Below are 21,679 nucleotides of genomic sequence, written 5' to 3' on the forward strand. Positions count from 1 at the left end.
GTGAACGACGACGGCGTGATCTACAAGCGCCGCGAGCTGGGGCTGGTGAACGAGGTGTTCACCAAAGAGGCCATGGAAACCATGCCCCGGGGAAACATGTGCATCGGCCACTGCCGCTACGCCACCACCGGCACCCCGCTGCGGGCCAACGCCCAGCCCTTTGTGATCCGGCATGTGAAAGGCCCCATGGCCCTGGCCCACAACGGCAACCTGACCAACGCCGCCGAGCTGCGGGAGGAATTTGAGCTGGCGGGAGGGATCTTTCACTCCACCTCGGACACCGAGGTGATCGCCTATGCCATCACCCGGCAGCGGCTTTCGAGCCACAGCATTGAAGAGGCGGTGGAGAAGACCATGCCGCAGCTGGGGGGCGCTTACAGCCTGGTGGTGATGAGCCCCCGCAAGCTGATCGCAGCCCGCGACCCCCACGGCTTCCGGCCCCTGTGCCTGGGCAAATTGGGCGGCAGCGACGTGATTGCCAGCGAGAGCTGTGCGATCCTGGCCGCCGGGGGCGAGTTCGTGCGGGACGTGGAGCCCGGCGAGATCGTGGTGTTTGACGAGGGCGGCATGCGCAGCATCCGCACCCACTGCGGCCAACCCAGCAGCATGTGTGTGTTCGAGTATGTTTACATCGCACGGCCGGATTCGGTGGTGGACGGCGCGTCCGTGCACCGGGCGCGCCGGCGCGCCGGCGCCTTTTTGGCGCTGGAGCACCCGGTGCAGGCCGACGTGGTGATCGGCGTGCCGGACTCCGGCCTGGACGCGGCGCTGGGCTATTCCCAGCAGAGCGGCATCCCCTACGGCATCGGCTTTTTGAAGAACAAATACATCGGCCGGACCTTTATCCAGCCCAACCAGAAGCTGCGGGAGAACACGGTGCGCATCAAGCTGAACCCCATCTCGGATACGGTGAAGGGCAAACGGGTGGCGCTGGTGGACGACTCGATCGTGCGGGGCACCACCTCGAGGCAGATCGTGCAGCTGCTGCGGGAGGCGGGTGCCACCGAGGTGCATTTCCTCTCCTCGGCGCCCATGTTCCTGTACCCCTGCTATTTCGGCGTGGATGTGGACAGCCGCGACAACCTGATCGCCGCGAACCACACCCTGGAGGAGATGACCGGGATGCTGGGGGTGGACAGCCTGGGCTTTTTGAGCGTGGAGGGCGTGAAAAAGATCGCCGAGGGCTGCACCTGCGGCCTGTGCACCGGCTGCTTTACCGGCGATTATCCGGCCCCGGTGCCCAAGGCGCCCTGCAAGAACAAGTTTGAACACAAGCTCTCGGAGAGCAACGACTGAACGACTTTGTAAAAGGAGCCAACCGCCATGGAAAAAAGTTTTTCTGCCAGTTACGCCGCCGCCGGCGTGGACATTACCGCCGGCTACCGCGCGGTGGAGCTGATGAAGCAGCACGTGGCCCGCACCATGACCCCCGGCGCGATTGGGGGGCTGGGCGGCTTCGGCGGCCTGTTTGAGCTGGACTGCACCGACATGCCCCACCCGGTGCTGGTTTCCGGCACGGACGGCGTGGGCACCAAGCTCAAGCTGGCCTTTTTGCTGGACAAGCACGACACCGTGGGCATTGACTGCGTGGCCATGTGCGTGAACGACGTGGTGTGCGCGGGCGCAAAGCCCCTGATCTTTTTGGACTACATCGCCTGCGGCAAAAACCAGCCGGAAAAGATCGCCCAGCTGGTGGCCGGCGTGGCCGAGGGCTGCGTGCAGGCCGGATGCGCCCTGGTGGGCGGCGAGACCGCCGAAATGCCGGGCTTTTACCCGGTGGACGAGTACGACCTGGCGGGCTTTACCGTGGGCGCGGTGGACAAGAGCAGGATCCTGGACAATTCCGCCATGGAGCCGGGCGACGCCATTATCGCGCTGCCCTCGTCGGGCGTGCACTCCAACGGCTTTTCACTGGTGCGCCGGGTGTTCGATCTGGAAAAGCGGCCGGAGGTGCTGGGCCAATTCCACGCGGATCTGGGCTGCACGCTGGGCCAGGCGCTGCTGGCCCCCACAAAAATTTACGTCAAGCCGGTGCTGGCCGTGCTGGCCGAGCTGCCGGTAAAAGGCGTGTCGCACATTACGGGCGGCGGTTTTTACGAGAACATCCCCCGCAGCCTGAAAAAGGGCTGCTGCGCCCGCATCAAAAAAGAGGACGTGCGCACCCCCGCGCTGTTCCGCCACATCCAGCAGGCGGGCGAGATCCCCGAGCGGGACATGTTCAACACCTTTAACATGGGCGTGGGCATGACCCTGGTCGTGGCGGAAAAGGACGCGGCCCGGACCATTGAGATTTTGCAGGCCGCGGGCGAGGACGCTTACTTATTGGGCCAGGTGGCCGCGGGCGAGGGGCTGGAGCTATGCTGAACGTGGCGGTGCTGGTGAGCGGCGGCGGCACCAACCTGCAGGCCATTCTGGACAGCGCGGCCCGGGGCGAAAACCCCCACGGCCATGTGGCGCTGGTGGTGGCCTCGAAGCCCGGTGTATATGCGCTGGAGCGGGCCGAAAAAGCGGGCGTGCCGGGTGTGGTGGTGTGCCGGAAGGACTACGCCGGCAGCGAGGCCTTTGACGCGGCGCTGCTGGCGGTGCTGCGCGGGTACGGCATCGATCTGGTGGTGCTGGCGGGCTTTTTGTCGATTCTGGGGCCCAGCGTGATCGCCGCCTACCCCGAGCGGATTTTAAACGTGCACCCCAGCCTGATCCCCAGCTTCTGCGGCGAGGGGATGTACGGCCTGCGGGTGCACGAGGCCGCCCTGGCCAAGGGGGTAAAGGTGACCGGCGCCACAGTGCACTTTGTGAACGAGGTGTGCGACGGCGGCCGCATCCTTGCCCAGCAGGCGGTGGCGGTGCTGCCCGGAGACACCCCGGAGACCCTGCAAAAGCGGGTGATGGAACAGGCCGAGTGGAAGCTGCTGCCCGCCGCCCTGGCCCAGGTCTGCGAAGAATACGATAAGTAAAATTGTGAATTTATATTACGGGAGGTCAACTATGGAACAGCTGGATCTGTATCGCCTGCTGCGGGAAAACGCCTACCCCGGGCGGGGCATTGTGCTGGGGCTCGCCCCCGGCGGCACAAAGGCGGCCATCGCGTACTTTATCATGGGCCGCAGCGCCAACAGCCGCAACCGGGTGTTCGACCCGGTGCCGGAGATCGGCGGGATCCGCACCATGGCGGCGGATCCGGCCAGGTTGGAAGACCCGAGCCTGATCATTTACAACCCGGTGCGCGCGCTGGGGAACGCGCAGATTGTGACCAACGGCGACCAGACCGACACGGTGTATGAATTTATGAGCGGGGGCGGCACCTTTGAGGAGGCCCTGCGCACCCGTACCTTTGAGCCGGACGGCCCGAACTGGACCCCCCGCATCAGCGGCCTGGTGGAGCTGGAAGACGGCGCCTGCCGCTACAAGCTCTCGATCCTGAAAAGCGCCGACGGCAACGGCGAAAGCTGCCGCCGCTATTTTTACGAGTACCCGCAGCCAGTGGCGGGCGAGGGGCATTTCCTTCACACCTACCGCTGCGACGGCAGCCCCATCCCCAGCTTTGAGGGAGAGCCGGAGCGGGTGGCGGTGCCCGCCGAGCCGGAGGAATTTGCCACCGGCCTGTGGGAGGCCCTGGACCCGGACAACAAGGTGAGCCTGTTCGTGCGGTACATCGAGCTTGCCACGGGCGAGACCGAGGATGTGATCATCAACAAATACGACGCTGTGTGGGAGGAAGAGGAATGACCGAACTGGAACTGAAATACGGCTGCAACCCAAACCAGAAGCCCGCCCGCATTTTTATGGAACAGGGAGAACTGCCGGTGACCGTGCTGAATGGCAAGCCCGGCTACATCAATTTTTTGGACGCGCTGAACTCCTGGCAGCTGGTAAAGGAGCTGAAGGAGGCCAGCGGCCTGCCCGCCGCGGCGTCCTTTAAGCATGTGTCGCCCGCGGGCGCGGCCCTGGGCCTGCCGCTGGACGACACCCTGAAAAAGATGTATTTCTGCGAGGGGCTGGCCCTGAGCCCCCTGGCCTGCGCCTATGCCCGCGCCCGCGGCGCGGACCGCATGTCCAGCTTCGGCGACTGGATCGCCCTTTCGGACGAGTGCGACGAGAGCTGCGCAAGGGTGATCCAGCACGAGGTGACGGACGGGGTGATCGCCCCCGGGTACACCCCGGCGGCGCTGGAAATCTTAAAGTCCAAGCGCAAGGGCGGCTACAACATCGTGCAGATCGACCCCGCGTATGTGCCGACGGCGGTGGAGCATAAGCAGGTATTCGGCGTGACCTTTGAGCAGGGCCGCAACGACCTGAGGATCAGCGAGGCCATGCTGGAAAACCTGGTCACCGACAACAAGACCCTGACCCCAGAGCAAAAGCGGGATTTGGTGCTGTGCCTGATCACCCTGAAATACACCCAGTCCAACTCGGTGTGTTACGCCCAGGGCGGACAGGTGATCGGGGTGGGCGCGGGCCAGCAGAGCCGCATTCACTGCACCCGCCTGGCGGGCAACAAGGCCGACATCTGGCAGCTGCGCCACCACCCCAAGGTGCTGGCCCTGCCCTTCCGCGACGACGTGAGCCGCCCCAACCGTGACAACGCCATTGACGTATATATCAGCGACGAGTGGGAGGACGTGATCGGCGACGGGGTGTGGGCCGAGACCTTTACCCGGCAGCCCGAGCCCCTGACCGCCGCCGAGAAAAAAGAATGGCTGGCGGCCGTGCGCGGCGTGGTTTTGGGCAGCGACGCCTTCTTCCCCTTTGGCGACAACATCGAGCGCGCCCGCCGCAGCGGCGTGGAGGCCATTGTGGAGCCGGGCGGTTCGATCCGGGACGCGCAGGTGATCGAGACCTGCAACAAATACGGCATCGCCATGGCCTTTTGCGGCCTGCGACTGTTCCATCATTAAAAAATGAGCGCCGGGCCGGTTTCTGTATGCTATAATAGCAGCAAACCGCAGGCTGGCCCGGCAAAAAGTGAAAAAGCCAGGCGGCCTGTGACCGCCTGGCTTGCGCCGTGTTATAAAGAAGCAAAAAACACGCCTTTTCAGGGCCGGACAGAAAAGGGAGAGGATCGCCAATGAAACTACTTGTTGTGGGCGGCGGCGGCCGCGAACACGCCATCATCAAAAAGCTGAAAGAGAGCCCGCTGTGCACCGAGATCTGGGCGGCACCGGGCAACGGAGGCATTGCCTGCGACGCCCGGTGCAGGGAGATCCCCGCCACCGACATTGAAGCCCAGGCCGCTTTTGCAAAAGAGGAAGGCTTTGATTACGTGGTGGTGGCCCCGGACGATCCCCTGGCCCTGGGCCTGGTGGATAAGCTGGCCGGGGCGGGCATCCCCGCCTTTGGGCCCAGCGCCGCGGCGGCCCGCATTGAGGCCAGCAAGGTGTTCAGCAAGGATCTGATGAAAAAATACGGCATCCCCACCGCCGGGTACGAGGTGTTTGGCGAGCCCGGCGCGGCCCTGCAATACATCCGCGAAAAGGGCGTTTACCCTGTGGTGATCAAAGCCGACGGGCTGGCCCTGGGCAAAGGGGTGCTGATCTGCCAGAGCGAGGCCGAGGCCGCCGAGGGCCTGAAGGAGATCATGCAGGACAAAAAGTTCGGCGCTTCGGGCGACCGGGTGGTGGTGGAGGAGTTTTTGACCGGCCCCGAGGTCAGCGTGCTGGCCTTCTCGGACGGCGTGACCCTGAAGCCCATGGTTTCCAGCATGGACCACAAGCGTGCGCTGGACGGGGACGAGGGTCTGAATACCGGCGGCATGGGCACCGTGGCGCCGAACCCCTATTATACCGAAGAAATTGCAAAGGTGTGCATGGACACCATTTTTCTGCCCACCCTGCGGGCCATGCAGGCAGAGGGCTGCCCCTTTAAGGGCTGCCTCTATTTTGGGCTGATGCTCACCCCCGGCGGGCCTAAGGTGATCGAGTACAACTGCCGCTTCGGTGACCCGGAGACCCAGGTGGTGCTGCCCCTGCTGGAGGGCGATCTGCTGGAGATCATGCTGGCCTGCACAAACGGCACCCTGGCCGACACCCCGGTCGCCGCCAGCGGCCAAAGCGCGGCCTGCGTGGTGCTGGCCAGCGGCGGTTACCCGGAGCATTATGAAAAGGGCAAGCCCATCACCGGCCTGGAAAACGGGCAGCTGCCCGGCGGCGGGGCCGTGGTATACCATGCGGGCACCGCCCAAAAGGGCGGGCAGCTGGTTACGGCGGGCGGCCGTGTGCTGGGCGTAACGGCCACCGCGCCCACCCTGGAACAGGCGATTGAAAAAGCCTACGCCGCCAGCGGGCGAATCGGCTTTGAGGGCCTGCACCGCCGCGCGGACATTGGCCGGCGGGCGCTGGCAGCGCTGAACTGAGACCGGTGCGGGCCCGGGAGCCCGCACATGAAAACCCAATGAGCGAGAGGGAGAAAACACATGGTATACCGCGTTTATGTTGAAAAGAAACCCGGCTTTGACGGCGAGGCCCAGGGCCTTTTGAACGAGCTGAAAAGCCTGCTGGGTGTAAAAAGCCTTTCCGGCCTGCGCCTTTTGAACCGCTATGACGTGGAGGGCATTGGGGAGGAGCTGTTCCGCCAGTGCGTGCCCACCGTGTTCAGCGAGCCCCCGGTGGACCAGGTGTACGATCACCTGCCCGCAGCGGACGCGACCTTTGCGGTGGAGTACCTGCCCGGCCAGTTTGACCAGCGGGCGGCCTCGGCCAGCGAGTGCATCCAGCTGATCAGCCAGGGCGAGCGGCCCCAGGTGCGCACGGCCCGGGTGTACCTGCTGGGCGGCGCTTTGAGCGAGGGGGATCTGGCCCGCATTAAAAAATATGTGATTAACCCGGTGGAGGCCCGCGAGGCCGCCCTTTCCCGCAGGGACACCCTGAAGGTGGAGTACCCAGCCCCCGCGCCCGTGGAGGTGCTGGAGGGCTTTTTGGAGCTGGATCAGGAGGGCCTGGCCCGCTTTATAGCCGAGCGCGGCCTTGCCATGGACGAGGCGGACATCGCTTTCTGCCAGGAGTATTTCCGCAGCGAGGGGCGCGCGCCCACCATCACCGAGATCAAGATGATCGACACCTATTGGTCCGACCACTGCCGCCACACCACCTTCGGCACCATTCTGGACGAGGTGGAGATCCGGGACGAGCAGGTGAAAAAAGCCTTTGACTCGTACCTGGCCATGCGCAAGGCGGTGTATGCAGGCCGCAAAAAGAACCTGTGCCTGATGGATCTGGGCACCATCGGGGCCAAGTACCTGAAAAGCATCGGCAGGCTGAAAAACCTGGATGAGTCGGACGAGATCAACGCCTGCACCGTGAAGATCAAGTGCCAGGTGGACGGCGAGGAGCAGGACTGGCTGTACCTGTTCAAGAACGAGACCCACAACCACCCCACCGAGATCGAGCCCTTCGGCGGCGCGGCCACCTGCATCGGCGGCGCCATCCGGGACCCGCTTTCGGGCCGAAGCTATGTGTACCAGGCCATGCGCGTGACCGGCGCGGCCGACCCGCTGGCGCCGGTGAGCGAGACCCTGCCCGGCAAGCTGCCCCAGCGCAAGCTGGTCACCACCGCCGCGGCGGGCTATTCCAGCTACGGCAACCAGATCGGCCTGGCCACCGGCCAGGTGGACGAGCTTTATCACCCGGGCTACGCGGCCAAGCGCATGGAGATCGGTGCGGTGGTGGGCGCGGCCCCGGCGGCCAACGTGCGCCGCGAGGTGCCCGTTGCCGGCGACATTGTGGTGCTGCTGGGCGGGGCCACCGGCCGCGACGGCTGCGGCGGGGCCACCGGTTCTTCCAAGGCGCATAAGCTGGAGAGCCTGGAGAGCTGCGGCGCCGAGGTACAGAAGGGCAACGCGCCGGTGGAGCGCAAGCTCCAGCGCCTGTTCCGCAGGCCCGAGGCCACCCGCCTGATCAAGCGCTGCAACGATTTTGGCGCGGGCGGCGTGAGCGTGGCCATCGGCGAGCTGGCCGACGGGCTTGCCATCGACCTGGACCGGGTGCCCAAAAAGTACGACGGGCTGGACGGCACCGAGCTTGCCATCAGCGAGAGCCAGGAGCGCATGGCCGTGGTGCTGGCGCCCGGCGATGTGGAGGAATTCACCGCCCTGGCCCACGAGGAAAACCTGGAGGCCACCACCGTGGCCATGGTCACCGAAGCGCCCCGCCTGACCATGAGCTGGCGCGGCGAAGTTATCGTGGACGTGAGCCGCGACTTTTTGAATTCCAACGGCGCGGAAAAGCACGCAAACGTGCTGGTGTACGACTGCCTGCCCTATGAACCCCACTGGAAGGGCGAGAGCTGGGGCGAAAAGCTGCACAGCCTTGTGACCGACCTGAACGTGTGCAGCAAGAAGGGGCTTTCCGAGCGGTTCGATTCCACCATCGGCGCGGCCACCGTGCTGATGCCCTTCGGCGGCAAATACCAGCTCACCCCGGCGCAGGCCATGGCGGCCAAGCTGCCGGTGCCGGGCGAGACCATCACCTGCAGCGGTATGGCCTGGGGTTATAACCCCTATTTGATGGAGAAAAAGCAGTACAGCGGCGCGTACCTGGCCGTGGTGGAGAGCGTGTGCAAGCTGGTGGCCAGCGGTTTCCGGTACGAGGACGCCTACCTGACCTTTCAGGAATACTTCCAGCGTTTGGGGAACGACCCCGAGCGCTGGGGCCAGCCCTTTGCGGCGCTGCTGGGCGCGCTGAAGGCCCAGGTGGACCTGGGGGTGGCCGCCATCGGCGGCAAGGACTCCATGTCCGGCAGCTTTGAGAGCATGGACGTGCCCCCCACCCTGGTGAGCTTTGCCACCGCCATCGGCAGCACCAAAAACGTGATCAGCCCCGAGTTCAAAACGGCGGGCGACCGGGTGGTGTGGCTGGCGCCGGGCTACAACGACCTGCGCCCGGCCCACAAGAGCCTGAAGGCCATTCTGGCCCAGGTGGAGGCGCTGACCGCAGCGGGCAAGGTGAAAGCCGCCTGGACCCCGGGCTACGGCTGCGCCGCCGAGGGCCTGTTCAAGATGTGCCTGGGCAACCGGCTGGGCTTTGCGCTGGCCGGGGGCGTTGACCCCGAAGCCCTGCTGCGCCCCGCCTACGGCAGCTTTATGCTGGAACTGGCGGAGGGCGCCGAGGCCGAAGGCGCCCTGGAGCTGGGCACCGTGACCGAAGAATACACCTTCCGCCTGGCGGGCGAGGCGGTGGACCTGGCTCGGCTGCAGGAGGCCTATGAGGCAAAGCTGGAGCCGGTGTTCCCCTACCGGGGGGAGGGCGAGGCCGTGGAACCCGTGACCTACAGGGCTGAAAAGCGCGCCGCCCCGGCGGTGGGCGCGGCCCGGCCCAGGGTGGTCATTCCCGTGTTCCCCGGCACCAACTGCGAATACGATACCGCCCGTGCCTTCCGGCGCGCCGGAGCCGAGCCGCAGGTGCTGGTGGTGAACAACCTCACCCCCGCCGCCGTGGCCGAGAGCTGCGAGGCGCTGGTGAAGGCGATCCGCGCCAGCCAGATTGTGATGCTGCCGGGCGGCTTTTCCGGCGGCGACGAGCCGGACGGCAGCGCGAAATTCATCACGGCCTTTTTCCGCGCCCCAGCGGTGGCCGAGGCGGTGGCTGAGCTGCTGCAAAAGCGGGACGGGCTGATGCTGGGCATCTGCAACGGGTTCCAGGCGCTGATCAAGCTGGGCCTTGTGCCCTACGGCGAGATCCGCCCCCTGACCGCCGAGTGCCCCACCCTGACCTTCAACACCCTGGGCCGCCACCAGAGCATGCTGGTGCGCACCCGCGTGGCCTCCAACAAGAGCCCCTGGCTGGCAAAGTGCGAGCCGGGCCAGGTGCACACCGTGGCGATCAGCCACGGCGAGGGCCGGTTTGTGGCCGGCGCCGAGGCGCTGAACCAGCTGCGGGAGAACGGCCAGATCGCCACACAGTATGTGGACCTTTCCGGTGCGCCCAGCATGGACCTTTCGGCAAACCCAAACGGCAGCGTGTGGGCCATTGAGGGCATCACCAGCCCGGACGGCCGGGTGCTGGGCAAGATGGGCCACTCGGAGCGCAGCGGCGACGCGCTGTATAAAAACGTGCCCGGCGACAAGTACCAGCCCCTGTTTGAGGGCGGAGTGGATTACTTTAAAATTTAAAGGAGGCCGCAGATGGCGCACGATAAATATATTTCGCCCTTTGAGACCCGCTACGCGAGCGGGGAAATGCAGTATATCTTTTCTGAGGACAACAAGTTCCGCACCTGGCGGCGGCTGTGGATCGCGCTGGCAAAGGCCGAGCAGGCCCAGGGCCTGCCCATCACCGACGCGCAGATCGCCGAGCTGGAGGCCCATGCCGACGACATCAACTACGAGGACGCGGTGCGCCGCGAAAAAGAATGCCGGCACGACGTGATGAGCCACGTGTACGCCTACGGCCTGCAGTGCCCGGGCGCGAAGGGGATCATCCACCTGGGGGCCACCAGCTGCTATGTGGGCGACAACACCGACGTGATCGTGATGCGCCAGGGCCTGGAACTGGTGCAGAAAAAGCTGGTGGGCGTGCTGGCGCTGCTGGCGAAGTTCGCCGCCCAGTACAAGGATCTGCCCTGCCTTGCCTACACCCATGGCCAGCCCGCCCAGCTCACCACGGTGGGCAAGCGCGCCACCCTGTGGATGAACGAGCTGTATATGGACTGGGAGGAGCTGCGCCACCGCACGGCCGGGCTGGCGCTGCGGGGAGCCAAGGGCACCACAGGCACCCAGGCCAGCTTCATGGAGCTGTTTGAAGGCGACGAGCAAAAGATCCGGGCCATGGAGGCGGACATCACCGCCCAGTTGGGTTTTGACAGGGTGGTGCCGGTGAGCGGCCAGACCTACAGCCGCAAGGTGGATTTCCAGGTGCTGAGCGCCCTTTCCGGCATTGGGCAGAGCGCGATGAAGCTTGCCACCGACCTGCGGCTGCTGGCCAATTTTAAAGAGATGGAGGAGCCGTTCGAGAAAAACCAGATCGGTTCTTCGGCCATGCCCTACAAGCGCAACCCCATGCGCAGCGAGCGGGTGTGCGCCCTGGCCCGCTACCTGATGGTGGATGTGCTGAACCCGGCCTTCACCGCGGGCACCCAATGGTTCGAGCGCACGCTGGACGATTCGGCCAACAAGCGGATCGCGGTGGCCGAGGCGTTTTTGGCGGCCGATTCCATTTTGAACATCCTGCTGAACGTGTGCGACGGGCTGGTGGTGTACCCCAAGGTCATCCGCGCCCGGGTGATGGCCGAGCTGCCCTTTATGGCCACCGAGACCATTTTGATGAAGGCAGTGAAAAAAGGCGGCGACCGGCAGGAGCTGCACGAGCGGCTGCGCCGGCACGCCGTGGCCGCGGCGGCCCAGGTGAAGGAGGAGGGCCTGCCCAACGACATGATCCGGCGGGTGGAGGCGGACCCGGCCTTTGGCCTGTCCCGCGAGGAGATCGAGGCCGAGCTGCGGCCCGAGGCCTTTACCGGCCGCAGCGCCCACCAGGTGGAAGAATTTTTGAAAACCGTGATCGCCCCGGTGCTTGCCGCCCACCCGGAGGCCGCGGCCCAGCACGCCGAGCTGAGTGTGTGAGATGATAAGGATCTTATTTGTTTGCCTGGGAAATATCTGCCGCAGCCCCATGGCGGAGTTTGTTTTTCGGGACATGGCCGAAAAGCGGGGCCTGGGCGGCCAAACAGCGGCGGCCAGCGCCGCCACCAGCAGCTACGAGGCGGGCAACCCGGTCTACCCGCCCGCGGCGGCGCTGCTGCGCAGGCAGGGGCTCGACCCGGCGGGCAAGCGCAGTGTGCCGCTGACCCAGGCGGACGGCGCGGCGTACGACCACATCATCGGTATGGATGCGGCGAACCTGCGGGACATCCGGCGCATTCTGGGCCCCGGGGCAAGGGCGAGGGTGAGCCGCCTTTTGGACTGGACGGCGCGCCCGGGTGACGTGGCGGACCCCTGGTACACCGGCGATTTTGAAACCACCTGGAACGACGTGAGCGCGGGCTGCGAGGCGCTTTTGAACGCCCTGTTCCCGGAGAATGAAAAGATGTAGGGCAGCGCCCCGGACTTGGAGTCGGGGCGCTGTTTTTTACAGAAAGCCGCCGTCGGAAAAATTTTCGCTTCTGCCAAATAACGTTTTGACGATAAGCGCAAAGCACAACCGGAAGCCCAGCTCAAAATTTTCCGTGTCGCTGATGCCGCCAAGAGTGCCGGAGAGGTTGGAAAATGACTTGAATTGCTCTAATGTTTCTCCTTCCAATGTGTCGTGAAGGCGCCTTTCCACTGCAATCAACTGGGCGAGAGCTTGCTCGCAGGGGCCGTCTTTGCGAATCGTGCGGCTGTCCCAGGCCGATGAGAACAGATCCGAAATGGAAACACTCAAGAAAAACACCTCTTTTATTGTGATGGCATTATGATATCACAAAGAATACATACAATCAAGAGAAAAGATACTAAAATGATATCAAAACGATTTTTGAGGTGATCCACATGGCAACCGACAAGGTTCAGACGACAATACGCGTGCAGGAAACGCTCTGGAAAAAGATCACGCATGTTGCAGGGCGGAACCACCGTTCCTTTAACGCACAGGTGGAATATCTGATCGAGCAATGCGTGGAGGGGTACGAGAGGGAGAACGGGCCGATCCCCGTGGAGGATGGAGCCGGTTGAAGCTGCCCGCAAGAAACCAGGCGGCCGCCCCTGTTTGGGGCAGCCGCCTGGTTTATAGTTTTTGTTCTGTTTTTTCTGCGGGCGGGCGAACCATCCGGTAAGCCAGCACCGCCGCGCCGAGACCCAGCAGAAAATCGCCGGGGCTGGCAAAACCCAGCAGCCGCCCGAAGGGGGCGACGGCCACCCAGTCGCCCAAAAAGGCCAGGCGGGTGGAGGCGCCGGCCAGGGTGTAGCCGGAAACCCCGCCCGCGGCCAGCCGGTCGGCCAGCGCGGGCCAGCCCGCCGCAAGGCGCGCCGCCACCGGCATGCGGCCGCCGTTGGCGGCGATGACCGCAAAATTCAGCGCCGTGCCCAGCGCAAAGGGGGCGCACCAGCGTGGCTGGCAACGGTTGAACCAGCAAAAAAGCAGCAGCAGGCCGTACTGCGCAAGACACAGCGGCAGAGGCGGAACCCCGATTGCCCCGCCAAGGGCCTTTAAAAGGTAAGCGGCCAGGGGCAGCCAGAGCCCCCGCAGGGGAAAGGCCGCGGCCCGGCGCAGGCTGCCGCCCCGGCAAAGGCCTGCGGCAAGCCCGGCCAGCAAGAATAAAAGCAGCAGCATCGCCTCAGGCCCCCGCGGGGTCAAGCAGCAAAGAGAGGTCGGCATCGCCGCTTGCGCGCCCGGGGTCGAGATCGGGCAGGATGCGCAGAAAGGCCTCCACCACCCGGGGATCAAGCTGGCTGCCGGAAACCTCCCGCAGAACGGCCTCGGCCTGTTCCCGGCTCATGGCGCCGCGGTAGGGCCGGTCGGAGGTCATGGCGTCGTAGCAGTCGGCCACCGCCAGAATGGCGGGGCACAGGGGCAGCTCACCCGGGGCAGGGCCCTCTTCGGGGTAGCCACCGCCGTCGAACCGGTGGTGATGGTACAGCACCCCGTCGGTCACGGTGGAGGGCAGGTGGATGCTGTCGATGATGCGCCGGCCCACCTCTGGGTGGCGCTTAACCTGGTCGTACTCGGCGCCGGTCAAAGCGCCGGGCTTGCGCAGCACCGCGTCGTCGATGCCGATCTTACCCACATCGTGCAGCAGGGCGGCCACCTTGATCTGGTACACCGTGCCGCCGGGCAGGCGCAGGGCGCGGGCGATCTGCTCGCTGTAATAGGCGACCCGCCGCGAGTGGCCCCGGGTATAGGGGTCCTTGGCCTCGATGGCCTCGGACAGGCAGGCCACCGTGCGGATGTGGAGCGAGCGGCTGTCGAGATACAATTTGAAGGAATAGCGGGCCAGCAGCAGCGGCGCCATGAACAGCACCAGCAGCAGCACCCCGCTGCGCCGCTGCAGCACCAGGCTTACCAGAAGGCCCAGGGGGATCGTGCAGACCACGTTGGGCAGGATGCCTGCCAGGTTCTGGCGCAGCAGGCCGCCGAAGGCCCCGCCGCCCCCCACCTGATAGTACAGGATGAAAAATACCAGATTGGCGAAAATGGCCGTGCAGGCAAACACGCCCGCCGCCGCCACCGCCTGCCAGCTCAGGCCGCCGGTATAGCCGGTGAGGCGTGCAGTGAGCCGGAACACAAGGCCGCCCAGCCAGATGGAGAACAGGATGTTGCCGATGTTGAACAGCTCCTTGCGGGGGGCGTGCAGCAGGGGCCAATAATAGCGGCGGGTTTTGGGATCCTGCAAAACGGTGGCAAGGCAGCACAGCGCATACAGCACCACCGTGACCTCCGGCCCGAAGGAGAGCATGCAGGCCACCACCGGCACAAAGCTGATGTCCATGGTCTTGCCCTGGGCGATGTAGATGGGCAGGTCCCGGGCCAGCACGCACAGCACGGCCAGGGTCAGCGCCTCCAGCCAGGGAAAGCCCGCGGGCGGGGCAAGATACAGGCGCAGGGCGCACAGGGCCAGCGCGGCGCCGCCGCACAGCGCCAGCGCCGCGATATAAAGGGTTTGCCGCCGATGATCCTGCCTCATGGCCCTGCCTCCTTTGCAGAAAAAGCGCGCGGCGTGCCGCGCGGGGTATGGTGTGCCGGCCTCCCCAGGGAAGGGGCGGCCGGAAAAGGCTTAAAAAACAGGCCCGGCGGAACTTGCCGGTCAAAGCCGATGGGTCGATCAGCGCACGTTAAAGAAAGCGCCGCTGGCCAGCAGCATGGCAGCCAGGGACGACAGCGCGAACAGAACGCGTTTCATCTTGTGATATAGCCCCCTTTTCAGGAACTCTGCCCCTTCGCTGGGGTGGGCAGGCTATATCCGCTCCGCTTGCGCCGGGCCTGTTTCAGTGAGAGAAGCGCCCCTTCAGCCGGGGCCGGGCCGCCCCGTGGGCCGGGGCAAAAACGAGAGTTGGCGGTTCACCGCGTCCAGCACGCTGCGCACCACCGCGGCGTCGGCATCCGGCTGGGTGTAGGCGCTGCCCAGAAGGTCCTTGCCGCCGGTGAGCGAGAGCACCTGCGCCACCGTGACGTCCTTGCCGGAAAGCTCGGCGCAGTCCACTGCGCGCAGCTCGTAGCGGGCGGCCTCGCCGGTGAAGGCGTGCACCGCTTCCAAGGTGGCCTGCGCGATACACTGCCTGCGGGAAAAGGGCAGGGTGCTGCCGCACGCCCGGCCGGTGCGGCACTGCCCAAAACCTGCCAGGGTCACGCCCGCCTCCAGGGCTCGGCCCTGGGTGTGCACCTCCATGCCGAAAAAGACCAGGCGGATCCCGGCGGCGGGTGCGAGGGCAGGGTGCAGCTGGGCCACGCTGATGATCTTGTGGTCCACCTCGACCCCAAACCCGGCGCACAGGGCGGACTGTACGTCCCGCGCCACGGCCTTGGCATTCTTGCCGGCCCGGGCCAGCACGTGCACCTCGGCGGGCGAGCCGTCCGGCGCAAACACCACATGAGCCGTTTCCACCGATTCCAGCCGGCACAGCAGCTGCTGCCAGCGGGCCGCCTGTTCCAGGACCTGTTCTGTTTCCATGCCGCGGCCTCCTTACTGTTTAAATAGTAGGAAAAAGGAACGAAAAACCGTTAAAAACCACCAAAAACTTATGTTTCATTATACCGTATGCCCAAAGGGCGGTCAAGGAAAAAACAGGAAAGCCGCAAGACGGTAAATGCTGGAAAAGCATGGGAGCAGGTTTTGTGCGCCACACCCGTGCCTGGCCTTGCAGGATGTGCTATAATACCGTTAAAAGGCCACCCCGGGGGCACAAAGCCGGGGGTGGGGCCCCGTGCCCCGGCGGCAACACAGAAAGGCGGGAATAGGAATGCGCGATCTGCGCCGGATGGACCGAAAACTGAGCGATGAAGACGCCCTGCAGGTGCTGCGGGAGAGCGAGTACGGCTTTCTTGCCACCGTGAACGGGGACGGCAGCCCCTATGCGGTGCCCATGGCGGGGGCACTGGAAGGGGGAGATACCCTGTATTTCCACTGCGCCCGGGCCGGGCAGAAGCTGGAAAACCTTGCGCGGGAGCCGCGGGCCTGTTACACCTGCGTGCTGTATGCAAAGAACCAGCCCGCCGAGTTCACGCAGGTGTATGCCAGCTGCGTGGCCGAGGGAAAGGTGCGCCTTGTGACCGACGAGGCCGAGCGCCAGCGGGCGATGCAGCGGATCATGGAAAAATATTCGGCCGAATACATTGGCACCCCGGGCTACCATAAAATGATGAAGGGCATGCCGGCCATTGTAATCCTGGCGCTGGAGATCGAGGCCCTGCAGGGCAAGGGCAACCGGGGCCGGCTGACGGAGGGATGAAGCGTGCGGCTGGATAAATACCTGGCGGGCGCCATGCAGATTCCCCGCAGCGCCGCCCGCGCCCTGGTGGCACGGGGGGCGGTGACGGTGGATGGGGCGGTGTGCAGAAAGGCCGATATGCCCCTGGCGGGCGGCGAGGCCGTGTGCGCCGATGGCAAGCCGCTGGACCGGGAGGAATATGTATATATCATGCTGCACAAGCCCCCGGGGGTCGTGAGCGCCAGCACCGATGGCCGGGACGTGACCGTGGTGGACCTTTTGGAGGGGGCTTACCCCCGGCGGCAGCTGTTCCCCGCCGGCAGGCTGGACAAGACCAGCACCGGCTTTGTGCTGCTGACCGACGACGGGGCCTTTGCGCACGATATATTGAGCCCCCGCCGCCATGTGCCCAAGACCTACCGGGTGCGGCTGGATACCCCTGCCACGCCCGAAATGGCGCGCGCCTTTGAGGCAGGGGTGGTTTTGGCCGACGGCCAGGCCATGCGCCCGGCGGGACTTTTGCCGGACCAGGCCGATCCCTTTTGGGCCACGGTGGAGCTGCGCCAGGGGGTATACCACCAGATCAAGCGGATGTTCGGTGTGCTGGGCGCGGGGGTGAACGCGCTGCACCGCACCGCCATTGGCGGGGTAGAGCTGGATCCCGCCCTTGCGCCCGGCCGGTGGCGGCCGCTCACCCCACAGGAACTGGAGCGGCTGAGAGCCGCCGCGCAGCCCCGCGGCAAAAAGAAAAATTTGTAAGAGGCGCCGATTTCAAACTTTTTTCAAAGAACCAACACATTTGTACGATAAGGTAAAAAGGTAGCATTTTGTGCCCTTTTTCCTGGTAAACTCAAAAATACACAATAAATGGCATATTTTTTTGTTGAAATATGTTGCAAAAGTAAATTCCATTGTGTAATATATACACAGAGACTGTTTGGAATTGTTCAAAATCACAAACAACACTGTGGAAAACAGCATTGGCTGGAAAAGGGGAGCGAATCAAATGGCGAACAGAGTGTTTCAGGGTGTCATTTACCAGATGAAGGACGCCATCGGGCGCGGCGTGGGCGTGGTGGATGAGACCGGCACCGTCATCTCCTGCTCGGACCTGAATATGATTGGGGAAGTGCGGGACGGCTTTGTGGCCGAGCGGTTAACGGGTGACAGCTTTGTGAAGGACGGCTGCAGCTACCACCAGTTCAGCTCCAACAAGCACAACGATTACGCGGTGTATGTGGAGGGCGCAGATGAAGCCGCCGCCCAGTTTGCCAGCCTGCTGGCCATCAGCCTGCAGAGCATCAAGCAGTACCACGACGAGAAGTTTGACAAGGCGAATTTCATTAAAAACGTGGTGCTGGACAACATCCTGCCCGGCGATATCTACGCCAAGGCCCGGGAGCTGCACTTTGCCACCGACGTATCCCGGGTGGTGGTGCTGATCCGGGTGACCTCCGGGGCGGATATTTCGGCTTACGACGTGGTGAGCGGCCTGTTCCCGGATAAGCAGAAGGATTTTGTGTTCAATATCAGCGAGACCGACACCGTGCTGGTAAAGGAGATCAAGCGGGGAATCGACCAGCGTGACATTGAAAAGCTGGCCTCCAGCATTGTGGACACACTTTCCGGCGAGCATTATATCAAGGCCGTGGTGGGCATCGGCACCCCCATCGGCAATGTGAAGGATCTGGCCACCAGCTTTAAAGAGGCCCAGATCGCCATGGAAGTGGGCAAGGTGTTCGATACCGAGCAGGCCATCATCAGCTACGACAACCTGGGCATCGCCCGGTTGATTTACCAGTTGCCCACCACCCTGTGTGAGATGTTCCTGAAAGAGGTGTTCAAGCAGGGCAGCATCGAGAGCCTGGACGCGGAAACGCTGTTCACCATCCAGCGCTTCTTTGAGAACAACCTGAACGTGAGCGAAACCAGCCGCGGGCTGTTCGTGCACCGCAATACCCTGGTGTACCGGCTGGAAAAGATCAAAAAGCTCACCGGGCTGGATCTGCGCGAGTTCGACGACGCCATTGTGTTCAAGGTGGCCCTGATGGTGAAGAAGTACCTGAATGCCAACCCTGCCAAATATTGAGCCCGTTCCCGTACAGTGCTTTTCAGATGGGCCGGCCGCGCGGCGCGGCCGCCCATTTTTTATGAGATAGGATATCTGGAGGCGGTGAGGAGCCAGTTATGATCGTTTTTGAACATGTGAGCAAAATTTACCCCGGCGGGAACACGGCCCTGAAGGACGTGAGCCTGCACATCCACAAGGGGGAATTTGCATTCGTGCTGGGGCATTCGGGCGCGGGCAAATCCACCTTTTTAAAATTGATCCTGCGGGAGGAAAAGGCCACCAGCGGCCGCATTTTTATTGGCGGCAAGGAGCTTTCCAAGATCAAAGAGCGCGAAGTGCCCTATCTGCGCCGCAACATGGGCGTGGTGTTCCAGGACTTTCGGCTGATCCCCACCATGACCGCCTACGAAAATGTGGCGTTTGCCATGCGGGTGACCAACATCGCCGAAAAAAAGATCGCCAGCCGGGTACCCTACGTGTTCAGCCTGGTGGGGCTGGCGGAAAAGATGGGCAAATACCCTGACGAGCTTTCGGGCGGGGAGCAGCAGCGGGTGGCCCTGGCCCGGGCACTGGTGCACAGCCCCCAGCTCATTATTGCGGACGAGCCCACCGGCAACATTGACCCGGAGCTGAGCCTGGAAATGATGGAGCTGCTCACCGCCATCAACTCGGTGGGCATCACGGTGGTGGTGGTGACCCACGAGCACGATCTGGCAAAGCGCTTTAACAAGCGGGTCATCACCATTGACCACGGCAATGTGGTGGACGACTCGGCCAGTGTGGGGGAGGTGCTGCTGTGAACTGGTCCAGCTTTAAATATCTGGCGCGGCAGGGGCTGCAGAGCATGGTGCGCAACCGGCTCATGAGCGTGGCCAGCATCGGCGTACTTACCGTGTGCCTTATTATTACCGGCGTGGCCGCCCTGTTTACCCTGAACATCAACAGCCTGATGGATTACCTGGGCAGCCAGAACGAGGCTGTGGTGTATTTGCAGGATGATCTGTCGGACGAGGGGCTGGCACAGGTGGACGGCGCGCTGCGCAGCATCAGCGGCCTGCGGGACGTGATCTATGTCACCAAGGAAGAGGCTCTGGACAACATGAAGGAGAGCATGGAGGACAAGGCTTACCTGTGGGACGCCTTTGAGGGCAGCGACAACCCCTTTGCGGCCACCTACCGCGTGATCCTGGACGACGTGGCCATGATGCCCGAGATAGAGCCGCAGCTCACCGCCATTCCCGGTGTGGAGGAGGTGATGGCCCCGGTGCAGATGGCCGAGCTGTTCACCAGCATCCACAGGGCTGTGACCCTGGTGAGCATGATCCTGGTCACGGTGCTGGGCTTTGTTAGCATCGTGGTCATCAGCAACACCATCCGGCTGACCGTGTTCGCCCGCCGCAAGGAGATCAACATCATGAAATATGTGGGCGCGACCAACGGCTTTGTGCGCCTGCCTTTCTTTGTGGAGGGCGTGGCCGCGGGCCTGATCGCAGGGGCTGTTTCCAGCGCGCTGGTGCTGGGCGGCTACCAGCTGCTGGTCATGTATGCGGGGGACCTGCCCGGCTTTTGGGGCGGCATGGCGGCCAACGTGCTGCTGCCGCTGGCAAAGCTGTGGTACAAGGTGCTGCCGGCGTTCCTGGCGTTCGGCGGGGTGATCGGCAGCGTGGGCACCGCGACCTCGATCCGCAAATATCTCAAGGTATAAGAGGGATAAGCCGCATTTTATATACGAGGATGCCGAAAGGGAAACGCCATGCCGTCACTCAGCTTTTCCGCCCGGCGCGCGGGGTGCGCCCTGCTGGCCGCCGTGCTTTTGGGCTTTTGCGCCGCGCCCGGCGCGGGGGCCGAGACCTTGCAGGAGCGAAAGCAGCGCCTGGAACAGGAATATCAGCAGGCGCAGAAAGAACTGGACAGCATCAACAGCACCAAAAAGAAGGCGCAGCAGCAAAAGCAGGCGCTGGAAAACCAGCGCGGGCTGATCGAGGCACAGGTGGAGAACCTGGTGGCGATCATCAACGAGCAGATCGAGGCCATTGCGCTGAAAGAGCAGGCCATCGCGGACAAACAGACCGAGATCGACGGCCGGTGGGACGATTTCAAGGCCCGCATGAGGACAATGCAGATGATGCACGACCGGGGCGCGGTTGCCATGGTTGCCAGTGCCCGCAGCCTGTACGACCTGCTGACCTACTCCACCACGCTGCAGCAGATCAGCGAGAAGGACAACGAGGTGCTGGAGGAGATGAGCGCCCAAAAGGCCGCGCTGGAGCAGGAGAAGCAGGCGCTGGAAACTGCGAAGGCCGAGCAGGAGGCCGCCAAGGCCGAGCTGGAGGAAAAAGAGCGGCAGCTCTCGGCCAACATCCGGCGGCAGGACAGCGCCATCAGCAAGGCCGCCGCGGATGCCGAGGCCCAGGGCGCGGTGGTGGCCGAGACCAAAAAGCAGTACGAAAAGGCGCAGGCCGAGTTTGACGCCTGGGTAAAGCAGAACTCCTCCAGCGGCAGCGGGGTGTCGGCCGAGGGCTTTTTATGGCCGCTGCCCGGCCAGAGCCGCATCACCACCTATTTCGGCGGCACCCAGAACCTGGGCGGCGTGATCATAAGCGGGCACAGCGGTGTGGATATTGCCGCGCCCGAGGGCACGCCCATTCTGGCGGCCCACGGCGGCACCGTGTCGACCACGGCGGACGCAAGCTACGGCAATGTGGTGCTGGTGAACAACGGCGACGGAGTGGTGAGCCTGTACGCCCACATGAGCAGCCGTGCGGTGAGCGCGGGGGCGCAGGTGAGCCAGGGTGACGTGATCGGTTATGTGGGGCACACCGGCCGCGCCCAGGGCAACCACCTGCATCTGGAAATGCGCATCAACGGCGTGCGTATCGACCCGCTGAGCAAGGTAAGCCCCTGAAAGCCAGGCGGAACATTGAGAGGAGATAACGGATGAAAAACGCTTGCTTTTCCATCCGGCGCGCGGGGTGCGCCCTGCTGGCCGCGGTGTTTTTAGGCTTTTGCGCTGCGCCCGGCGCAGGGGCCGAGACCTTACAGGAAAAAAGCGCAAGGCTCAAGCAGGAATACGAGCAGGCGCAAAAAGAGCTGGACGCCATCAATAACAACAAAAAGAAAGCCCAGCGGCAAAAACAGGTTCTCGAAAACCAACGCAAGATTACAGAGGAAAAGATCGAGACCCTGGTGGCGATCATCAACGAGCAGATCGAGGCCATTGCGCTGAAAGAGCAGGCCATCGCGGACAAACAGACCGAGATCGACGGCCGGTGGGACGATTT

General features: G+C 63.8%; 21 protein-coding genes. 17 read left to right on the forward strand and 4 right to left on the reverse strand.

Features of this window, described 5'->3' with window-relative positions:
* The 9 genes from purF to ACMLHZ_RS07270 all read left to right on the forward strand — a co-directional run.
* Nucleotides 1–1,296: amidophosphoribosyltransferase (gene purF, locus ACMLHZ_RS07230; protein ID WP_418667090.1), on the forward strand; the 1,296-nt coding region annotated here is incomplete at its 5' end.
* 27 nt (nucleotides 1,297–1,323) lie between these two features.
* Nucleotides 1,324–2,364, forward strand: coding sequence for a phosphoribosylformylglycinamidine cyclo-ligase (gene purM / locus ACMLHZ_RS07235; RefSeq protein WP_418667091.1), 1,041 nt, complete (start codon nucleotides 1,324–1,326; stop codon nucleotides 2,362–2,364).
* Nucleotides 2,358–2,954 carry a phosphoribosylglycinamide formyltransferase gene (gene purN, locus ACMLHZ_RS07240; protein ID WP_418667092.1) on the forward strand — a complete coding sequence of 199 codons (597 nt, stop codon included), beginning with the start codon at nucleotides 2,358–2,360 and terminating at the stop codon, nucleotides 2,952–2,954. The genes purM and purN overlap by 7 nt, the downstream gene beginning before the upstream one ends.
* 31 nt (nucleotides 2,955–2,985) lie before the next feature.
* Complete coding sequence (locus tag ACMLHZ_RS07245; protein ID WP_418667093.1) at nucleotides 2,986–3,726, forward strand: IMP cyclohydrolase; 741 nt, start codon at nucleotides 2,986–2,988, stop codon at nucleotides 3,724–3,726.
* Nucleotides 3,723–4,895 (forward strand): phosphoribosylaminoimidazolecarboxamide formyltransferase, encoded by a 1,173-nt coding sequence (locus ACMLHZ_RS07250; RefSeq protein ID WP_418667094.1) that lies wholly within the window; start codon nucleotides 3,723–3,725, stop codon nucleotides 4,893–4,895. Before ACMLHZ_RS07245 ends, ACMLHZ_RS07250 begins: the two co-directional genes overlap by 4 nt.
* Nucleotides 4,896–5,065: 170 nt before the next feature.
* A complete protein-coding gene (gene purD, locus ACMLHZ_RS07255) occupies nucleotides 5,066–6,349 on the forward strand; it encodes a phosphoribosylamine--glycine ligase (RefSeq protein ID WP_418667095.1) in 1,284 nt (427 codons plus the stop codon).
* Nucleotides 6,350–6,409: 60 nt separating this feature from the next.
* Nucleotides 6,410–10,102: a phosphoribosylformylglycinamidine synthase gene (locus tag ACMLHZ_RS07260; RefSeq protein ID WP_418667096.1), complete on the forward strand. Its 3,693-nt coding sequence runs from the start codon at nucleotides 6,410–6,412 to the stop codon at nucleotides 10,100–10,102.
* A 12-nt stretch (nucleotides 10,103–10,114) separates the two neighbouring features.
* Nucleotides 10,115–11,548, forward strand: coding sequence for an adenylosuccinate lyase (gene purB / locus ACMLHZ_RS07265; protein WP_418667097.1), 1,434 nt, complete (start codon nucleotides 10,115–10,117; stop codon nucleotides 11,546–11,548).
* 1 nt (nucleotide 11,549) lies between these two features.
* Nucleotides 11,550–12,017 (forward strand): low molecular weight protein-tyrosine-phosphatase, encoded by a 468-nt coding sequence (locus ACMLHZ_RS07270; RefSeq protein WP_418667098.1) that lies wholly within the window; start codon nucleotides 11,550–11,552, stop codon nucleotides 12,015–12,017.
* Nucleotides 12,018–12,053: 36 nt separating this feature from the next.
* Here the strand turns inward: ACMLHZ_RS07270 and ACMLHZ_RS07275 are convergent, their stop codons facing one another.
* On the reverse strand, nucleotides 12,054–12,347 hold the full coding sequence (locus ACMLHZ_RS07275) for a DUF6809 family protein (RefSeq protein WP_418667099.1): 294 nt from the start codon (nucleotides 12,345–12,347) through the stop codon (nucleotides 12,054–12,056).
* A gap of 107 nt (nucleotides 12,348–12,454) precedes the next feature.
* Between ACMLHZ_RS07275 and ACMLHZ_RS07280 the strand changes: the two genes are divergently transcribed.
* Nucleotides 12,455–12,637, forward strand: a complete 183-nt coding sequence (locus ACMLHZ_RS07280; protein ID WP_418667100.1) for an Arc family DNA-binding protein — start codon at nucleotides 12,455–12,457, stop codon at nucleotides 12,635–12,637.
* Between the two features lie 52 nt (nucleotides 12,638–12,689).
* Here the strand turns inward: ACMLHZ_RS07280 and ACMLHZ_RS07285 are convergent, their stop codons facing one another.
* The 3 genes from ACMLHZ_RS07285 to ACMLHZ_RS07295 all read right to left on the reverse strand — a co-directional run bounded on the left by ACMLHZ_RS07285 (nucleotide 12,690) and on the right by ACMLHZ_RS07295 (nucleotide 15,570).
* Complete coding sequence (locus ACMLHZ_RS07285) at nucleotides 12,690–13,235, reverse strand: DUF5317 domain-containing protein (RefSeq protein ID WP_418667101.1); 546 nt, start codon at nucleotides 13,233–13,235, stop codon at nucleotides 12,690–12,692.
* Nucleotides 13,236–13,239: 4 nt separating this feature from the next.
* On the reverse strand, nucleotides 13,240–14,586 hold the full coding sequence (locus ACMLHZ_RS07290) for an HD-GYP domain-containing protein (protein WP_418667102.1): 1,347 nt from the start codon (nucleotides 14,584–14,586) through the stop codon (nucleotides 13,240–13,242).
* Between the two features lie 321 nt (nucleotides 14,587–14,907).
* Nucleotides 14,908–15,570: a hypothetical protein gene (locus tag ACMLHZ_RS07295; protein WP_418667103.1), complete on the reverse strand. Its 663-nt coding sequence runs from the start codon at nucleotides 15,568–15,570 to the stop codon at nucleotides 14,908–14,910.
* A 289-nt stretch (nucleotides 15,571–15,859) separates the two neighbouring features.
* Between ACMLHZ_RS07295 and ACMLHZ_RS07300 the strand changes: the two genes are divergently transcribed.
* From ACMLHZ_RS07300 to ACMLHZ_RS07330, 7 genes are all read left to right on the forward strand, one after another.
* Nucleotides 15,860–16,348, forward strand: coding sequence for a pyridoxamine 5'-phosphate oxidase family protein (locus ACMLHZ_RS07300; protein WP_418667104.1), 489 nt, complete (start codon nucleotides 15,860–15,862; stop codon nucleotides 16,346–16,348).
* Nucleotides 16,349–16,351: 3 nt separating this feature from the next.
* A complete protein-coding gene (locus ACMLHZ_RS07305) occupies nucleotides 16,352–17,086 on the forward strand; it encodes a pseudouridine synthase (protein ID WP_418667105.1) in 735 nt (244 codons plus the stop codon).
* Nucleotides 17,087–17,333: 247 nt separating this feature from the next.
* A complete protein-coding gene (locus ACMLHZ_RS07310) occupies nucleotides 17,334–18,416 on the forward strand; it encodes a PucR family transcriptional regulator (RefSeq protein WP_177564812.1) in 1,083 nt (360 codons plus the stop codon).
* A 98-nt stretch (nucleotides 18,417–18,514) separates the two neighbouring features.
* Entirely contained in the window at nucleotides 18,515–19,198 is a 684-nt protein-coding gene (gene ftsE, locus ACMLHZ_RS07315) for a cell division ATP-binding protein FtsE (RefSeq protein WP_177564814.1), read from the forward strand.
* Entirely contained in the window at nucleotides 19,195–20,103 is a 909-nt protein-coding gene (gene ftsX, locus ACMLHZ_RS07320) for a permease-like cell division protein FtsX (protein ID WP_418667106.1), read from the forward strand. The genes ftsE and ftsX overlap by 4 nt, the downstream gene beginning before the upstream one ends.
* A 48-nt stretch (nucleotides 20,104–20,151) precedes the next feature.
* Complete coding sequence (locus tag ACMLHZ_RS07325; RefSeq protein WP_418667107.1) at nucleotides 20,152–21,303, forward strand: murein hydrolase activator EnvC family protein; 1,152 nt, start codon at nucleotides 20,152–20,154, stop codon at nucleotides 21,301–21,303.
* 32 nt (nucleotides 21,304–21,335) lie between these two features.
* On the forward strand, nucleotides 21,336–21,679 hold a 344-nt coding region (locus ACMLHZ_RS07330; protein ID WP_418667108.1), incomplete at its 3' end, for a hypothetical protein.

Source organism: Allofournierella sp. (assembly GCF_048388525.1).
GTDB lineage: Bacteria > Bacillota > Clostridia > Oscillospirales > Ruminococcaceae > BQOK01.